The sequence below is a fragment of the Rhodococcus sp. IEGM 1406 genome (assembly GCF_030056745.1).
GTDB lineage: Bacteria > Actinomycetota > Actinomycetes > Mycobacteriales > Mycobacteriaceae > Rhodococcus_F > Rhodococcus_F erythropolis.
Map to the genome: position 1 here is coordinate 243,578 of NZ_JASHKO010000007.1, position 17,396 is coordinate 260,973.

General features: G+C 63.2%; 15 protein-coding genes. 6 read left to right on the forward strand and 9 right to left on the reverse strand.

The genetic code is table 11. From position 1 onward, the window contains the following. Positions 1-92: 92 nt before the first annotated feature. Positions 93-1,544, forward strand: a complete 1,452-nt coding sequence (locus tag QM596_RS27805; RefSeq protein WP_019746191.1) for a CCA tRNA nucleotidyltransferase — start codon at positions 93-95, stop codon at positions 1,542-1,544. Here QM596_RS27805 and QM596_RS27810 read toward each other — a convergent pair. The 3 genes from QM596_RS27810 to QM596_RS27820 are packed head-to-tail and all read right to left on the reverse strand — an operon-like array spanning position 1,528 to position 5,103. Further along, positions 1,528-2,835, reverse strand: coding sequence for an MFS transporter (locus tag QM596_RS27810; RefSeq protein ID WP_021332609.1), 1,308 nt, complete (start codon positions 2,833-2,835; stop codon positions 1,528-1,530). The two genes, QM596_RS27805 and QM596_RS27810, sit on opposite strands and share 17 nt — an antisense overlap. Before the next feature lie 23 nt (positions 2,836-2,858). Next, on the reverse strand, positions 2,859-4,496 hold the full coding sequence (locus QM596_RS27815; protein ID WP_283310407.1) for an acyl-CoA dehydrogenase family protein: 1,638 nt from the start codon (positions 4,494-4,496) through the stop codon (positions 2,859-2,861). Beyond that, positions 4,480-5,103, reverse strand: a complete 624-nt coding sequence (locus QM596_RS27820; protein ID WP_283310408.1) for a TetR/AcrR family transcriptional regulator — start codon at positions 5,101-5,103, stop codon at positions 4,480-4,482. The genes QM596_RS27815 and QM596_RS27820 overlap by 17 nt, the downstream gene beginning before the upstream one ends. Before the next feature lie 61 nt (positions 5,104-5,164). On the opposite strand from QM596_RS27820, the gene QM596_RS27825 reads away from it, so the two are divergent. Beyond that, positions 5,165-6,322 carry an SMI1/KNR4 family protein gene (locus QM596_RS27825; protein ID WP_060938759.1) on the forward strand — a complete coding sequence of 386 codons (1,158 nt, stop codon included), beginning with the start codon at positions 5,165-5,167 and terminating at the stop codon, positions 6,320-6,322. A 14-nt stretch (positions 6,323-6,336) separates the two neighbouring features. Here the strand turns inward: QM596_RS27825 and QM596_RS27830 are convergent, their stop codons facing one another. Further along, positions 6,337-7,278, reverse strand: coding sequence for an NAD-dependent epimerase/dehydratase family protein (locus QM596_RS27830; RefSeq protein ID WP_283310409.1), 942 nt, complete (start codon positions 7,276-7,278; stop codon positions 6,337-6,339). Between the two features lie 134 nt (positions 7,279-7,412). Between QM596_RS27830 and QM596_RS27835 the strand changes: the two genes are divergently transcribed. Continuing rightward, the gene (locus QM596_RS27835) at positions 7,413-8,108 is read left to right on the forward strand and encodes a TetR/AcrR family transcriptional regulator (protein WP_020971476.1); all 696 of its coding nucleotides are present in this window, start codon (positions 7,413-7,415) and stop codon (positions 8,106-8,108) included. 53 nt (positions 8,109-8,161) lie between these two features. Then, on the forward strand, positions 8,162-8,767 hold the full coding sequence (locus QM596_RS27840) for a YqgE/AlgH family protein (protein ID WP_020909845.1): 606 nt from the start codon (positions 8,162-8,164) through the stop codon (positions 8,765-8,767). 266 nt (positions 8,768-9,033) lie between these two features. Here QM596_RS27840 and QM596_RS27845 read toward each other — a convergent pair whose 3' ends face one another. Both QM596_RS27845 and QM596_RS27850 read right to left on the reverse strand, forming a co-directional pair. Next, complete coding sequence (locus QM596_RS27845; protein ID WP_003942582.1) at positions 9,034-10,014, reverse strand: bile acid:sodium symporter family protein; 981 nt, start codon at positions 10,012-10,014, stop codon at positions 9,034-9,036. Between the two features lie 4 nt (positions 10,015-10,018). After that, on the reverse strand, positions 10,019-11,188 hold the full coding sequence (locus QM596_RS27850; RefSeq protein ID WP_029256802.1) for an MFS transporter: 1,170 nt from the start codon (positions 11,186-11,188) through the stop codon (positions 10,019-10,021). A 162-nt stretch (positions 11,189-11,350) separates the two neighbouring features. Between QM596_RS27850 and QM596_RS27855 the strand changes: the two genes are divergently transcribed. Then, positions 11,351-12,046, forward strand: a complete 696-nt coding sequence (locus QM596_RS27855; protein ID WP_020909842.1) for a FadR/GntR family transcriptional regulator — start codon at positions 11,351-11,353, stop codon at positions 12,044-12,046. On the opposite strand, the gene QM596_RS27860 is transcribed toward QM596_RS27855, so the two are convergent. Both QM596_RS27860 and QM596_RS27865 read right to left on the reverse strand, forming a co-directional pair. Continuing rightward, positions 12,015-12,974 carry a hypothetical protein gene (locus tag QM596_RS27860; RefSeq protein WP_020909841.1) on the reverse strand — a complete coding sequence of 320 codons (960 nt, stop codon included), beginning with the start codon at positions 12,972-12,974 and terminating at the stop codon, positions 12,015-12,017. The genes QM596_RS27855 and QM596_RS27860 overlap by 32 nt on opposite strands. Before the next feature lie 5 nt (positions 12,975-12,979). Then, on the reverse strand, positions 12,980-13,474 hold the full coding sequence (locus tag QM596_RS27865; RefSeq protein ID WP_029256800.1) for an SdpI family protein: 495 nt from the start codon (positions 13,472-13,474) through the stop codon (positions 12,980-12,982). 101 nt (positions 13,475-13,575) lie between these two features. On the opposite strand from QM596_RS27865, the gene leuS reads away from it, so the two are divergent. Beyond that, positions 13,576-16,422: a leucine--tRNA ligase gene (leuS, locus tag QM596_RS27870; protein ID WP_283310411.1), complete on the forward strand. Its 2,847-nt coding sequence runs from the start codon at positions 13,576-13,578 to the stop codon at positions 16,420-16,422. A 62-nt stretch (positions 16,423-16,484) separates the two neighbouring features. Here leuS and QM596_RS27875 read toward each other — a convergent pair whose 3' ends face one another. Next, complete coding sequence (locus QM596_RS27875) at positions 16,485-17,186, reverse strand: DUF8548 family protein (protein WP_283310412.1); 702 nt, start codon at positions 17,184-17,186, stop codon at positions 16,485-16,487. Positions 17,187-17,396 lie beyond the last annotated feature (210 nt).

Below are 17,396 nucleotides of genomic sequence, written 5' to 3' on the forward strand. Positions count from 1 at the left end.
CTTGCAGCGTTGCCCGGTAACCCGCGCAAAGCGGTCTATCGCGTTCGTATGCGCGTTCTGCTATTTGCGCACCTTAAGTAAGCTCCTTTCACGTGACTGTCCCTACCTCCGACGCTGATCGCCGCCTACGACTGCTTGCCGACGCCACTGCAACGCTCGGCACGTTGTCCGACGTGTTGAACCCGCTCGGTGAGCGTTTTGCCGAGGCCGGTCACGAGCTGTTCCTGGTGGGTGGCAGTGTTCGCGACGCGATCCTGGGCCGCTTCAGTGGCGATCTGGACTTCACGACGGACGCCAGGCCGGAGAAGGTTCAGGCTCTGCTCAAGGGCTGGGTGGACAAGCAGTGGGACACCGGCATCGAGTTCGGGACCATCAGCGCCATCAAACACGGCCAGGAGATCGAGATCACGACCTTCCGGGCCGACGCTTACGACCGTGTCTCACGTAATCCGATAGTCGAGTACGGAACGACGTTGGCCGACGACCTGGTGCGCCGCGATTTCACCGTCAACGCGATGGCGATGAAGATCGGCGCGGACGGTTCCTACACGTTTGTCGATCCGCTGAACGGCATGGACGCCCTGCTGGCCGGGGAACTCGATACGCCGTCGGCGCCGGAGAACTCGTTCAACGACGATCCGCTGCGGATGCTGCGCGCAGCCAGGTTCGTCTCGCAGCTTGGTTTCACGTTGAACAATCGCGTTTTCGAGGCCATCAAGGAGATGGCGTCGCAGATCGAGCGGATCACCGCCGAGCGTGTGCAGGTGGAGCTGAACAAAATGATGCTGGGCATGTACCCGGTGGACGGCATCAACATGATGGTCGACTCCGGACTGGCTGCATACGTGCTGCCCGAGGTTCCGCAGATGAAGCTCGAGATCGACGAGCATCACCAACACAAGGACGTCTACCAGCACTCCCTCACCGTGCTCCAGCAGGCGATCGATCTCGAAGAAGGCGATCCCGACCTCGTATTGCGTTGGGCTGCACTGCTTCACGACATCGGCAAGCCGGACACCAAGCGCAACGAACCGGGCGGCGGCGTCAGCTTCCACCACCACGAGGTGGTTGGCGCCAAGCTGGTGCGCAAGCGCATGCGTGCCTTGAAGTTCTCGAAGCAGATGGTCGACGACGTTTCGCAGCTCGTGTTCCTGCACTTGCGTTTTCACGGCTACGGCAAGGGACAGTGGACCGACTCCGCGGTGCGGCGGTACGTCACCGACGCGGGCGAGCTGCTCCCCCGGCTGCACAAGCTCGTCCGGGCCGACTGCACCACGCGTAACAAGCGCCGCGCCGCGCAGTTGCAGGCCACATACGACGACATCGAAGAGCGGATTGCGCGCATCGCGGAGCAGGAAGACCTCGCTCGCGTGCGTCCGGACCTCGACGGCAACGCCATCATGGAACTGCTCAACATCCCGGCCGGCCCGCAGGTGGGCAAGGCATGGACGTTCCTCAAGGAACTACGTCTGGATCGCGGCCCGCTCGAGCGTGACGAGGCCGAAGCCGAACTGCTGAAGTGGTGGGCTACCCAGCAGGGCTAGTTTCTCGTTTCTTGCGGTTGAGCAGCACCGCTGACAAACCGGCGGCATAGACACCCGCGCCGGCAAGGGCCAGGCCGACGCTCTTGCCGTCGGGTGCGATCACCGTCGACGCTGCCGCGATTGCACCGATGAACGCGACGTTGAACACGGTGTCCTGCAAGGCGAATACCTGGCCACGACGGTCGTCGTCGATGTCGATCTGCATGGCCGCGTCGCCGCTGAGTTTCACGGACTGCCCGGCGATGCCGAGCAGGAAGGCGGCGATCAGCAGCGATCCCTGCGTCAGGGTGGTTACGAAGACGAGCTGGACGGCCACCGCGCACACCAGGGCGTACGTGATCGTCCTTGAGCGACCGATCCGCGGGATGAGGAACGGTGTGATCAATGCCGCGATCAGCATTCCGATGGCCGTTGCACCGACGGCGACGCCGAATCCGGCCATCCCTCCAGGTAATTGGGAGCCGTTCGAGGTGTCGCGTAGGACCAGCACCATGATGAGGGTGTTGATGCCGAAGCAGATGCGGTGCGCTCCGATCCCGATCATTGCCGTGGTGACGCCAGGCGCCTCCCAGACAGCGGTTGCCCCGGTGCGCAGTCCGGCCGTTACCGAACGGACGGCGCTGGCACGAATCACTTCGTCGGCCACTGGACCAAGTGAGCGGGCGGTGAACCTGGCCGCGGCGAGGGCTGCGATCACCGATCCCAGTGCTGCGATGGCCACGGCGGCGCCTGACGCTCGATCCCCCGCGCCGATCACGCCGATGATCGCCACCGCTGCCGAAGCACCAAGAGCGGCTACCACCGAACCAGCCGTTGTGAGAACGGAATTGGTTGCCACCAGCCACGATTGTCGGACGACCTTCGGCAGGGCTGCGGATACGCCTGCCCCGACAAAGCGGCTGACCCCGATCGCAGCAAGCGCACACGTCAACAACAGAGTGTCACCGCCGCCGGCGACCAGCAGCACCGCGGTGGTCAGGATGAAGAGCCCGCGGAGCACGCTCGCCCACAGGAGCACCAGGCGGCGGTCCCAACGATCCAGCAGAGCGCCGGCAAAGGGGCCGATCACCGAATAGGGAAGGAGCAGTACGGCAAAGCCGGCCGCTATCGCCACCGGATCGGTTTCACGTTCCGGGTTGAAGAGGATTGCGCCGCCGAGCGCGGCCTGGAACATTCCGTCGCCGAACTGGCTGGAAAAGCGGACGAGCGCCAGCCTTCCCAGGCCGGGTGATTCACGCAGGGTGTGCAGTACGCGCTGCCAGGCCTCGCGGCGGTTCGAGGCTCGGTTCATAAGCGGAAACTGTAGTGGGTGGGTCAGGCGCCGATCTTGACGGTGGCCCGCTCGAGGATCGGCGCGATGTCGATCCCCCTCGGCAGGGTTCCGAACACGCTCCCCCAGCTATTTCCGAGCCGACTCGCGCAGAATGCGTCGGCCACCGCGGGGTGCCCGTAGCGGAGCAGCAGCGAGGCTTGCAGTGCGAGTGCCATGTCACCGACGATCTTTCGTGCCCGGTATTCGATGTCGTCGAAATCGTCGAATGCCACCTCGAGATCCCGCACGGTCTGATCGAAGCGGGCGTCCACGCCACTCGCTTGTTTCAGTTCGTCGAAGAACACCTGCAGCGTTTCGGGTTGCTTCGCCATCGCCCGCAGAGTGTCGAGCGCCGCGACGTTGCCCGACCCTTCCCACACCGAGAGCAGCGGAGCCTCGCGATAGAGGCGCGGCATCCGGGATTCCTCCACGTATCCGTTTCCGCCCAGACACTCGAGTGCCTCGGCAGCGTGGATCGGTCCGCGCTTGCAGACGAAGTACTTGCTCACGGCCAATGAAATGCGTCGTAGTGCGCTCGCGTGGGCATCGCCCGACGTTGCGCGGTCGGTCAGAGCGGCCAGCCACATCGCGACGGTAGTCGACGCTTCCGATTCCACCGCCAGATCTGCGAGAACATTGCGCATCAAAGGTCGGTCGATCAGGTTGGCGCCGAACGCACTTCGATGATTCGCATGGTGAACTGCCTGCAGCGTGCCGACGCGCATGCCAGTGGCCGTTCCGATCGTGCAGTCCAACCTGGTCATGTTGACCATCTCGATGATGGTGCGCACGCCCCGGCCTTCCTCGCCCACCATCCACGCGAGAGCGTCGCGGTACTCGACCTCGCTGCTCGCGTTGGAATGATTTCCCAACTTGTCCTTCAGACGCTGCAGGTACATGTTGTTGAGCGAGCCGTCCGGCAGGACCCGAGGAAGGAAGAAGCACGACAGACCGCCCGGCGCCTGAGCGAGGACGAGGAACACGTCCGACATCGGTGCGGAGGTGAACCACTTGTGGCCTGTCAGGAGATAGCTACCGTCGGATTGTGGCACTGCCCTTGTGGTTCCGGCACGCACGTCCGAACCGCCCTGTTTTTCCGTCATCGACATTCCGGCGATCAATCCGGGTTTGGTGAGGGGAGCTTTCAGCGCCGAATCGTAGTGGCGGGTGGTCAGGAGGGGTTCGTACTGAGCGGCAAGATCCGCGTTGTGCCGCAGCGCTGGGATCACGGCGTACGTCATGGAGATGGGGCAGCCGTGGCCGGCGTCGGTTTGACCCCACACGGCCATCTTCGCGGCGCGGACGAGGTGTGCGTGTGGATTCGGGTCAACCCACGGAGCGCCGTGCAGTCCCAATTCCACTGCGGTGCTCATGAGTTGGTGATAGGCGGGGTTGTAGCGGACCTCGTCGATGCGGTTGCCGTAGCGGTCGTGGGTTCTCAGGACAGGTGGGTGCTCCTCGGCCAGGTCGCCCCACCCCTGGGCTTGCGCGCTGCCGGCGCGGACCCCGACGCGATGAACCTCTTCGGCTGCGTCCGAAGCTCCCTCGCGGTGTAGTGCCTCGAGGATCGGCGCGTATTCGGCTGCGTCGTAATCGATCAGGGGCGGTACCTGATTGGTGACTTCATGCGTGGGTGTCATCGAAACTCCCTAACGATCGAAGGGTGAAGGCGAGGATGGCATCGATCGCAGTGGGATCCGTGGTGCCGCCGCGCAGCGGAAGGATCAGGGCCTCGCCGATTGCCCCGACGATGCACGCTGCCGTCAGAGTGGCGTCCTGCGAAGGTATCTCACCGGTGTCGACGGCCGAGCGGATTGCGGTGGCCAGGCAATCGCGGAACGATTCGCGAAACATGAGTCGCTGTTCGTCGACGAGTGGATCCACCGGCTCCACCAGCAGTGCATAGGCGAGAACCGGTGCACGCATGGCACGTTCGGCGAAGGTGTGAACCGACGCCGATACCGCGGAGCGGTGGTTGCCTTCCAGACTTCGGGCATTGTCTCCGGCGTCGCGGGCCGCGGATACCTCACGGCTGCAGACAGATTGGAACACTTCGGCGAACAATTCGCCCTTGCCGTCGAAATGTCGATACAGCGTCCCGGTGGCGACGCCGGCGTTCTTGGCCACCGCGGCGATGGAACACCCCGCATAACCGTGGGTTGCCACTGCCGTCGTGGCCGCGTCGAGCAGTCGGGCGCGTTGGGCGTCCAGTCTTTCTTGTACTGCCGGAGTGCGGCGATAGGCCATGTGAAGAAGTGAACACCCGTTCCGTTCTTGGGTCAAGAGTTGACTGCTGGAGAATGACGACATGGCTACCACGGCGAAAGTCGATTTCGAAGTTCCGGTTCTGGTTCTCGGTCCGCGACCTCGTGAGCCGTATGTCCACACTTACGGCAAGGTCATCGGTTTGAGTCCCGTTGTCGCTCGCTTGGCGTTGAGTTCGACCGAAGGCCCGGTCCGGATCACCGTCGACACGCTGGATGTGGACCCGGGAATTCCCGCTCTCGATGATTGGGAGACGATCGAAGAAGGCACGCTCGAGAGCGTTGTTGCTGGTCTGCCACCACTTCGATTGACAGGCGAACGGGTCCACGAGTTCGGATTCCTCGAGCGCCTACCGATTGGCCTCTACCGCATCCGAGCCTCGGTGCGCGGCCGGGACTTTGATCAAGCCGACCCTGAAGCTTTCATCCAGATCTGGCCCGTCGCGGAATTCGAGCCGATTCATCTCTTCAAGTCAGGCGACAAGGTCGAAGTACGGGACGTCTACAGCGATGACAGGCACCTCACGATCCCCCCACGACCAGGAGGCGTGCAACAGAAAGCGACTGAGGGTATCCACGCTCACAGCGTGACCGAACCAACATCAGTGCGCCGGCAATGGGAACGGATCGCCGCCTGGTTTTCCGAGAACGGATTTCCGCAAGCACTGGATGCGTTCGCGCCCGGCGCCGCGCAATCGGAAATCGACCGGGTCGAGGCACTGAGCGGAATCGCGTGGCCAACCGAATTGAAAGACCTCTACTCGGTCCAGAACGGCTTCGCCCCCGGCGCCTGGATGCAGTTCCTTCCCCAACACGACATGCTCAATCTGGACGAGCTGTTGGCCAATCACCGCAGAGCCCCGGCGGTGTACGAGCTGCCAGATGTCCCGGAGAGTGTTCCCTCATTGTCGGACCGTACTCAGCCGGCAGGAACCTCGATCGGAAAGTTTCTTCCGGACTACATAACCTTCGCCTGCCGCGACGGATACGAATTATTCTGCGACACAAGGCAAGGGGAGCTGACAGGCTGTGTGACCGAGTATGCCCGTGAGAACGCGGACGCCGCCGAACCTCAGTGGACTTCGATCAGCGCGTTGCTCGCCGATCTCGTAGATTCCCTGGAAACGGGTCGGCCTTTCGGTGGTGGCTGGGTAGCGGGACTCGGTGATGGCGGACTTTCCTGGCGGTACGCACCCGCGTAGCGTGTGCGGCCACTTCAGGCAGCAGCGGTGCGAGCCTGTTCCGCGCGCCACCACGCTACGGTCTCTTCGGCGGCCTGATCGAGCGGCGTCGGCGAGAGTCCGAGCAGCACTTCGCTGGCGCTCGAGTCCATGACAAACGGCTTGGTGAACTGGTAGTTCATCTCCGCGAGTTCGCGGCTGTCGGTGTTGATCTTGCCGACGGCGTCGAGCACCCAGGCGGGCAGGACACCCACCTTGGCGGGGGTCGCCCCGGCGGCTCGAGCGAAGGCCTCGGCGATCTTGCGCTGAGTGAGCGCGGGGCCGGTGGGTGCGTGGATGACGGAGTTCCAGAGTTCGGGGTTGTGTGCTGCTGCGATCATCGCCGCCGCGAGATCGGGGATGTAGGTGAAGGAGTGCGGCTGGTCTGTGGAACCGATGACACGAATCTTCTTACCTGCCATGACCTTCGGAACCATGCGCTCGCCGGCGTGGGCGGTGCGGACGCGGGGGCCGAAGAAGTCCGAGGCCACGACGCTGACGGTGGGTGTTGCGGAGGCCTCGCGGGCACGCAGCAGCGCGGTGCGCACTCCGCGCTTGCCGCCGGTGGCGTTGCGTGGATCGGATTCGGTCATCAGGGTGTCGGAGTTGTAGGCGTAGAGGCTTTCGGGGAAGACCACGACGGCTCCGATGGATGCGGCTGCGTCGAGCACAACCTTCTCGGCCGCCGGGAGTTCCCGCTCCCAATCGGCTGCGTTGTAGGCGGCGTGGATGCAGTGGTAGATGGCCGTGGCGCCCTCGCTGACCGAGCGCAGGGCCTCGGAATCCGAGACGTCGACGCGTCGGCGGTCGATCAGCGGGTGCTCGGGCCCGCTGCCGGACCTGGTCAGGAGCCGGACGTTGATTCCCTGCTCGGCGAGCTGTAGCGCGACGGCGGATCCGACGGGTCCTGCTCCGGTGACGATTTCGAGGTTCGACATGGTGTGCTCCTTCTCGTTTCGGGTGAACTGAGAGCACTGCTCTCGTTTTCAAGAATGCACCCGCGCCTCAGCGCTGTCAAGAGCAGTGCTCTCTTTTGTTGATACTGCTCTCGGTCATGGGGCAAGATGGACTCATGGTTGGGACTCCCCGAGAGCGGGCGCGCGAACAGACGCTGCAGGACATCACCCGGATCGGGCGCGAGCATCTTGCTGCCGTCGGCGCCGCCGCGTTGTCCTTGAGGGCCGTCGCGCGTGATCTGGGAGTCGTGTCCTCAGCGGTGTACCGCTACGTCGCCAGTCGCGACGAACTGCTGACCTTGCTGGTGGTGGACGGGTACACGGAACTGGGCGCGGAAGTGGACTCCGCCGTGAATGCCGTTGCAGCAGAAGATTTTCGCGGACAGTTCATTGCTCTCGGACGTGCCGTCCGGAGTTGGGCGATCCGGGAGCCGGCTCGATACGGTCTGCTGTTCGGCAGCCCCGTCCCCGGTTACGACGCTCCAGGCGAGCAGACCACCGGCCCTGGCACCCTCGTCGTGACCCGGCTGATCGGGATCATCGACGCCGCCCATCGCGCGGGTGCACTCACGGTGCGAGAGGGCCCGGACCTGAGTGACACGCTGGCAACGGACCTCGAGGGAGTGCGGAAAGAACTGGGTACCGACCTGCCGCCGGATGCCGCGGTACGCGCAACTCTCGTCTGGGTATCGCTGTTCGGTTCGGTGAACTTCGAGGTGTTCGGGCAGTACGGAAGCGATACCTTCACCGATGCGAGTGAGATTTTCGAGCGGCATCTGGCACTACTTGCCGATGTGGCGGGTCTGACCTGAACACGCCTGTGTCTCGTTCCCCCGCACGCAGTTGTCGGTGAGATGATGTCTTTGTGGCGCACGCAGAAGAACCCGAGGATCGAATGGCCTGGATAGAACCGGAGGTTCGTCCGGGCAGTTTGTTGGTGTCGTCGACCGACCTCACGGAACCTGCATTTCGCCGCACCGTCATCTACATGATCGAGCACAACGACGCCGGGAGCCTGGGCGTCATCGTCAATCGGCCGAGTGAGACGGCCGTGCAGAACGTGTTGCCGCAGTGGTCGCCGCTGACCGCGCATCCTTCGGCCCTGTACATCGGTGGACCCGTCAAGCGTGACTCGGCGCTCTGCCTGGGTATCGCTCGCAACGGTGCACGAATCGACGGCGTCGCCGGCCTGCGGCGGGTGGACGGCAAAGTTGTCATGGTGGATCTGGACTCGGACCCGGAGGTCATCGCTCCTCTGGTCGAAGGGATCCGCATTTTTGCCGGTTACTCGGGTTGGACTCTGGGGCAGCTGGATTCGGAACTCGAGCGTGAAGACTGGATGGTGATCAGCTCACTGCCGTCCGATGTGCTGACGCCGCCCCGAGTCGATGTCTGGGCACGGGTGCTACGACGCCAACCGCTCCCCGTGGCAATGCTGGCCAGCCATCCCATCGAAGTGGAACGAAACTGATCTGTCGGAGGTCGATGATATTCCTGTGTCATCGTTTTCGAGAGAGGTGGCAGCAATGATCGCTGAGCGTCAGATCCAGTGCGCGGATTGTGTTTCGGATGTCGATCACTGCCACGATTCTGTGCTGCGACATGCGGACGGATCACTCGAATGCACCGGCGTGAACTGCGTCGACCTGGCATCGAGTCGCCATGCGTTGTCCATCGATTGTGCTGAACTGCAGGGCGGTTGTGGCTGCGTCGACGGGACCCGAGACGAGTTGCTCGCTAGCTGACGCTCACCGGATCCCGATTCGCGAAGCGTTGCGCCATCGCAGCACAGACGATCAGTTGGATCTGATGGAAGATCATCAGCGGCAACACGATCAGGCCGACGGGCTGGCCCGCGAACAGTACAGCCGCCATCGGTAGGCCTGTCGCCAAGGACTTCTTCGACCCGCAGAAGATGATGACGATCTGATCGGGAAGGTCGAACCCGAGCTTGCGCCCCGCGAGAGTGGTCACGCCGAGAACCAGCGCGAGGATCAGGCAGCACACGATTGTGAGGATCACGATCTGCCAGATCGTGATGGTGCTCCAGATCCCCTCTTTCATGCTCTCGCTGAAGGCGGCGAAGACAACGAGGAGGATCGATCCGCGATCGACGTACTTGGTGGGCTCGGCATACTTCTGCAGCCATCCGATCACCAGCGGGCGGATCAGCTGGCCCACGATGAACGGGATCAGCAGCTGCACGACGATGTCGAGGATCGACGAGAAGTCGACCGTCGCCTGGCCCGTTGTATTCATCAGCAGAACCACCAGCAACGGGGTGACGAAGACGCCGATCAGGTTGGAGAACGACGCACTGACAATCGCGCCGGCGACGTTTCCCTTTGCGATCGAAGTGAATGCGATCGACGACTGAACCGTCGACGGAACGAGGCACATGTAGAGGATGCCGGTGTAGAGCTCGTCGCTGATCAGGGTCGGCGACAGGAATCGCAGCGCAAGGCCGATGAGCGGGAAGAGCACAAACGTCGCGGCAAGGACGACAGTGTGCAGTCGCCAGTGCTTGACGCCCTTCCACGCTTCCTGCGGCGAGAGCCGTGCGCCGTAGAGCAGGAACAGGAAGCCGATGGCGATCTTGGTGGCCCAGTTCAGAATGCTCTCCGCGGTACCCGATACCGGGAACACACTTCCGAGCACGCCGGCGATGATGATGCCGAGGATGAACCCGTCGATGTAGAACCTACTGAGAAACTTCACCTGGCTAAGGATAACGGCGTGCGTCGACGGGCTCTCGAGCCCCACGAAGGTTGAAGCCCATCACGGCCAGGCACAGCAGCGTCCCGACGATCGACAGTTCGATGATGGCCGTCTGCATTCCCTGGATGGTGATGGCGATACCCGCGATGATCGACGGGATCGCCAGTCCCGCGTAGCTGACGGTGAAGAATGCCGCCAGGACTCCGCCGTGGCTCTCGCGGGCGTGGATTCGGGCGGCGGCGTTGACGCGTTTCATGCCGCCGGCAAACGCCAGACCGTGCCCGGCGCCGACCACCACGGTGATGACGCCCAGCAGCGCAAGGCTGGGGACGAGGTCGACCACGAGTAGGCCGATCATTCCTAGAGCGAGGATTCCCAGGCCGGCGGTGACGGACGTCCGCGGGTCCATACGACTCCCGCCGAGCTGCGCGATCACCGAGCAGATCATGACCAGTGCAGCTGCTCCGCCGCCGAGTAGGAGGTTGTCGATGTTCAGCAGGCTGGTCATCCACGACGGGACCACCGACTGGAAGAGTCCGACTGCGCCCCACGACAGCGCGACGGCGAGCGAGCTGAGCCAGAACGTCTCTCGAATGGTGGCGGGAACATGTGGCATCTGGAAGAACCGCTTCGGGCGTGTGATGTCCCCGATCCGCGGCAGTAGTAGCAACACGATCAGTGCCGGGATGAACGCGACGAGGAAGATCAGATACGGCAACCGCAGCGGTTGCGGAAGGTACTGGGCGATCGCACCGGACACGAGTGGTCCGAGTGCACCGCCCAACGCGCCCGTCACCGTCGATACGAGCGCTGCCCGTCGATGATCGAACTTCGGTTCCTGCTCCACCAACGCGGCGCTGCCCGCCGCACTGGCCGCGCCCACCGCGATTCCCTGAGCAACGCGTCCGACGAACAACCACACCGTCGCGTCGGCGAATGCCAGAACGAGTGTGCCGACGACGCTCAGCGCGAGTGCAGTCAGAAGCACGGTGCGTCGGCCGAGGGCGTCGGACAGCGGTCCGAAGAACAGCAACGCCGGAACGAGGCCGGCGACGTAGACGCCGTAGATGAGCGTCTGGATGGTTGGCGTGAATCCGAACTCGGTCCGGTACAGCCCGTAGACGGAGGTGGGCATGTTCGCGCCCAAGAGGATCACGGTGAGGACGTAGCCCACGCCGTAGAAGTGTCGATTGGTGCGGCGTGTGCGTTCTTCGGTGGCGACAGCTGTGGCGGACGTGGGAAGCCCCTCCTGATGACAGAGTTCGAAAATACATGGGTCGTCCTACGTATCGTAGGTGAGTGGAATGATCGTCGCGAATGCTGTGAGGATGAGTAGATGACCGTTGTTCGCAAGGAGTCCGCGTACGAGCAATCCCTCGATTGGATGCGCGCGCAGATCTCCGACGGCGCCTGGACCGTCGGGAACCGTGTTCCCACCGAGCCGGAACTGATGAGTGTTCTCGGCGTCGGCCGGAACACCGTGCGCGAAGCGATCAAGACACTGACGTCGACGGGAGTCCTGGAGATCCGTCGCGGATCAGGGACCTTCGTGCGCGCTCGGACCGACATCGGCGGACTGCTCGGCAAACACGCGTCCGTGGACGAGATGAAATACGTCTTCGAAGTGCGTCGTGCGCTCGAGATGGAAGCGGTCCGGTTGGCGTGTGAGCGTCGTAGCGACGACGACGTTCGGATACTTCGTGAGCTGGCCGCCAAGCGTGACGTGCCGGCCGAGAACTTCGTCGACGTCGATCTGGCGTTTCACATTGCCGTCGTCGATGCCGCTCACAATCCGGTTCTGACCGATCTGTTTGCCGGAATCCTCGAAACGGTCCGCGCCACCTACGAGGTGACCGAAGGCGTTCATCCGCCGTCGCTGACGTCTTCGCATCATCAGGGAGTTGCCGAAGCCATTGCCGAACGCGATGTCACCAAAGCCAGGGCGGCGGCATGCGGGTATCTCGAGAAGACTCAGGAAGCGATCGGTTCAGGTTCGGCGGTTACCGAGTCCGGGCGTCGGCCAATCGGTTGAGGGACCCGGCGATGTCTTCGGCCTTCGGTGTCGTGATCGTGAGGCGGTCGCCACCGGCGAACGTGATGACCACCGCTGGCCCGGTGCGGGTGACGACGCCGTAGTTACGACGACCCTTGGTCTTGAGTCCCCAGCCGCCGAAGTCCGCGAACGGTTTGATCTCCGCGACGTCGGCTCCGACAACTTCGTCGATGCCGTAGGTCATCGCAGCCATCCCCATGTTGATCACCCGGATTTCCGGTTCGTCGACGATCACCCGGAAGCGAACCAGGCTGACGACGAGCAGTCCGAGTGCACCGAAGATGAACAGCGGCCAGAGTGACCGCATCGCCAACGCCATGATGACTCCGGGCGCCAGAGTGATCGCAGTGAGGATCACCGAGCCTTTGGTGCTGAATCCGACGTCGTCGGAGATAGGTAGAGGGCAGCTGCTTCGCGGCAACCCGGCCGAGGGTTCGATCGTGGCAAGAGTGCGGACGCGGTAGTCACGCAGGAACGAGGCGCCGATCCACCCCAGCACCCCGCCGACTGCAAAGCCGACACCGATAGACCACAGCGGGAGTGACGTCGTGGACGGATCGGCGACATCGAGTTGGGTGTAGAGCAAAGCGAAGTTCACTGTCGTGATGAGCCCGACCACGCTCAGCCCGACAACCAACATGAAGCGACGCATCATCAACATCGCGGGAGCAAGAGCAGCAATCGCGCTGAGACCGCCACCGAAGAGCAGTGTCAAAAGTGCAATGGTCCATGCGTTGGCCGACGGGGTGGAGAAGCCGTCCGGCGAGGTGGTGGTCCAGTGAGTCGCGATCTGTTCCGGGAGGCGAGGCTCCCAAATTTTTGTCAGGACGAAGCCGAAGACCGCACACAACAGCGGAACCACTAGTCCGAATACGACCCCGGCCGGGTCGACCACGCGATGTTTCACGTGAATCAATGAGCCGGCTGGCAAGCATCCTTGAGCGCGCAGGCACCGCAGGAAGCGGTACCGCAAGCGGCAGCGTTCGCCTTGGCCTCGGGGGTCTCCGCCGCCGGCTCGTCTGCGGCAGGCTCGGAGTGGCCGCCGCAGTTGCAGTCGTTACCGCATCCGCTCTGCTGTGGGAGCGCGGCGGCCGCGCGGGTGCCGATGCCTCCACCGAAACCGGCAGTGAGGACGGCGACGACGACGGCGATGATCGCGACCGCGACGCCGAAGACTCCGCCGATGGTCAGTGCTGCGACTCCGCCGATGACCAACATTCCAGCGGCCGCGAGCATGGTCGGACCGGCCACCTTGTTGGCGAGGGCGAACGACTCCTCGCTCCGCAGGGAATCCTCGGTGCGGACACCGGCCCAGCGGTTGCGCGGGAGTTTGCCGATCAGACCGGCGACACCAACTCCACCGACGGCGACAGCGAGCACGAATAGCACCACAGCGACAACGATCACCCATACAGGATAGGCGCGAGTGGAGTTGATGGTATGCCCGGGTCGCACAGGCTCTACCCTGGTTATCGGTATTTCCGTCAGCCAAGTAGATAGCGACCACAGTGACCGAGTCTCCGCAGTCCCCCGATTCACCAGCCGACGCAACTCCGCAGCACCGCTACACCGCGGAGCTCGCCGGCCAGATCGAGCAGCACTGGCAGGACCGCTGGAGTGAGGACGGCACGTTCAACGCGCCCAATCCGGTCGGTCCGCTCTCCTCGCCCGACGGTGTTCCCGCCGACAAGCTCTTCGTTCAGGACATGTTCCCGTACCCCTCGGGTTCGGGCCTGCACGTCGGTCACCCGCTCGGATACATCGCTACGGACGTCTTCGCGCGCTTCCATCGCATGCAGGGGCGCAATGTCCTGCACACCCTCGGCTACGACGCCTTCGGTCTCCCGGCCGAGCAGTACGCCGTGCAGACGGGTACCCACCCGCGGACGACCACCGAGTCCAACATCGCCAACATGAAGCGCCAGCTGCGACGTCTGGGTCTGGGTCACGACGAGCGTCGTAGCCTCGCCACGACGGACGTCGACTTCTACCACTGGACGCAGTGGATCTTCCTGCAGATCCACGGCGCCTGGTACGACAAGGCTGCCGGCAAGGCCCGTCGTATCTCCGAGCTGGAAGCCGAGTTCGATTCCGGTGAGCGCGCTCTGGAAGACGGACGCGAGTGGGCGTCGCTGACAGTCACCGAGAAGGCAAAGGTCGTCGACTCGTACCGCCTTGTCTACCAGTCGGATTCGATGGTCAACTGGTGCCCCGGTTTGGGCACCGTGCTGGCCAACGAGGAAGTCACCGCCGACGGTCGTAGTGACCGCGGAAACTTCCCCGTGTTCCGTAAGCACCTCCAGCAGTGGATGATGCGCATCACCGCGTACTCCGATCGCCTGGTCGACGATCTCGAGTACCTGGATTGGCCGGACAAGGTCAAGGCCATGCAGCGCAACTGGATCGGACGCTCCTATGGCGCCGAAGTTACCTTTGCCGCAGGCCAGTACGGCGTCGATGTGTTCACGACGCGCCCCGACACGCTGTTCGGCGCCACCTATGTGACGCTGGCTCCTGAGCACGACTTGGTGGACAAGCTCGTCGCGGACGAGTGGCCCGACGGTGTCGACGCACGCTGGACTGGCGGTGCCACGACGCCGGCGGAAGCTGTTGCTGCATACCGTAAGTCGATTGCCGCCAAGACCGACTTGGAGCGTCAGGAAAACAAGGAGAAGACGGGCGTCTTCCTCGGTTCCTACGCCGTCAATCCGGTCAACGGCCACAAGGTCCCGATCTTCATCGCCGATTACGTTCTGACGGGCTACGGCACCGGCGCGATCATGGCAGTTCCGGGACACGATCACCGTGACTGGGAGTTCGCGAACGCGTTCGGACTGGAAATTCTCGAAGTTATTGCCGGTGGCGATGTTTCGGAGGCTGCGTACTCCGGTGACGGCCCGCTGGTGAACTCCGACTACCTCGACGGTCTGGACGTGGCCGAGGCCAAGGCGACCGTCATCAGCCGCCTCGAGGAGAGCGGCCAGGGCAAGGGCACTATCCAGTACAAGCTGCGCGACTGGCTCTTCGCGCGTCAGCGTTACTGGGGCGAGCCTTTCCCGATCGTCTACGACGCGGACGGCAACGCACACGCCCTGCCGGATTCGGCTCTGCCCGTTGTGCTTCCGGAGGTCGAGGACTACGCACCCGTGTCCTTCGATCCGGACGACGCCAACTCCGAGCCCTCTCCCCCCCTGAACAAGGCGACCGACTGGGTCAACGTCGAGCTCGATCTCGGCGACGGTCTGCAGACCTACCACCGCGACACCAACGTCATGCCGCAGTGGGCAGGTAGCTCGTGGTACCAGCTACGCTACATCGACCCCACCAACCAGGACGCCTTCTGCGACCCGCAGAACGAGGCGTACTGGACGGGTCCGCGTCCGGAACTGCACGGCCCCAACGATCCCGGTGGAGTCGACCTGTACGTCGGCGGCGTCGAGCATGCGGTGCTGCACCTGCTGTACTCGCGCTTCTGGCACAAGGTTCTGTTCGACCTGGGCTACGTGTCCTCGAGCGAGCCGTACCGTCGCCTCTACAACCAGGGCTACATCCAGGCATTCGCGTACACCGATGCCCGCGGCGTCTACGTGCCCGCGGAAGAGGTCGTCGAGCATGACGGCAAGTTCTTCTTCGAGGGCGCCGAGGTCAACCGCGAGTACGGCAAGATGGGCAAGAGCCTCAAGAATGCCGTTGCGCCGGACGAGATCTGCGCCGAGTTCGGTGCAGACACCTTGCGTGTGTACGAGATGTCGATGGGCCCGCTGGACACCTCGCGTCCGTGGGCGACCAAGGACGTCGTCGGTGCTGCTCGATTCCTGCAGCGAGTGTGGCGCGTCGTCATCGACGAGGAGACCGGCAAGCCCCGTGTCACCGACGAAGCGCCCGGTGAGGAGACGCTGCGTGCGCTCAACAAGGCGATTTCCGGTGTCATCGAGGATTACACCGCGCTGCGCGACAACACGGCCGCTGCGAAGCTGATCGAGTACAACAACCACCTCACCAAGGCGTTCCCGGGTGGCGCGCCTCGTGCTGCCGTCGAGCCGTTGGTGCTGATGCTCGCTCCCCTGGCGCCGCACCTCGCGGAAGAGCTGTGGTCGCGTCTTGGCCACACGGAATCTCTTGCGCACGGCCCCTTCCCCGCTGTCGAGGAGAAGTGGCTTGTCGAGGACACCGTCGAGTACCCGATCCAAGTCAACGGCAAGGTTCGTAGCCGCATCAGCGTGCCGGCGGATGCCGATCGCAAGGCTGTCGAGGAGATCGCCCTGGCCGACGAGAAGATCGTCGCTCTGCTCGAGGGCAACGCACCGCGCAAGGTGATCGTTGTGCCGGGCAAGATGGTGAACATAGTTCTGTAGGCGCTTCGCGCACGTGCGCCGTTTTGGTAGTTACCGCTACCGAAACGGCGCACAGTCGTATGTCAAAGGTCCCGGCCTGACTTCCAAAGTGCATGGTCGACCTCCCAAGCAGTCAGTTTCCGTGCAGGAACTTCGCTGTTGATTCGATCGACGACTACCGCGATCGTTTCAGCGGCTTCGGCGGGGTTGAACGTATGACCGTGGTGCTTGAACCAGCGCAGAACCATCCGGTCAGGTTTCACACGATCGTGATCACCTACGAGCATCCAAAAGTAGCTTCGTCTGATGCCATGGGCGCCCTCGCCTTTAATGTGTCGTAGGTCTGCATTGACAGCTCGAAAGTGCCCCGGATTTTCGAACATCAGTTGCGCCTGATCGATCGTCTCCACACCGTGTTTTTGAAGAGCCTGCCCGTGCTCGAGAACCGCTTGAGCCTTCGTGATTCCCCCTCTTGTGGAGGTTCGCTGCTTGTTTGTAGTCTCGAGCAGCCTGATGATGTCGAACTCTTCGAGGAATCTGTTGATCGGGAGCGGATCGATGCAGACGGTTGAAGCAGCGACAGACGGGTTTGAGATGTCAAGGGTCGCAGCGACTCGTTCGACGAGTGGTACTACCGTCGTCTTGTAGTTCGCTTGAATGCTCCAGACTGCGTCGAGGATGCAGAACGTCAAGCTGGTCCATCGGCGCTCACGAGGTTGTGGATCGAGCTCCTTGATGGCAGTCGTCAGTCGGGTCAGATCGCCTGTGGCCAGTTGCATCGTCATAGCGATATCTTGCACGAGACTGCCGACCTACCGATTGGAAATCGTTGCCTCGGCTCATAATCCAGGGACTTCGGCTTCGTGTGGCCAATCAGTCGTTGTCCTGATTGTCCCGCTCCGCGGAACATTCTGTAGCGCGCGTTCGACGCGAGGGCTGTGATGCAGGTAACACGTTGCCGAGAACGGTAGCTGTCGTTCCACTGCACTTCCCTG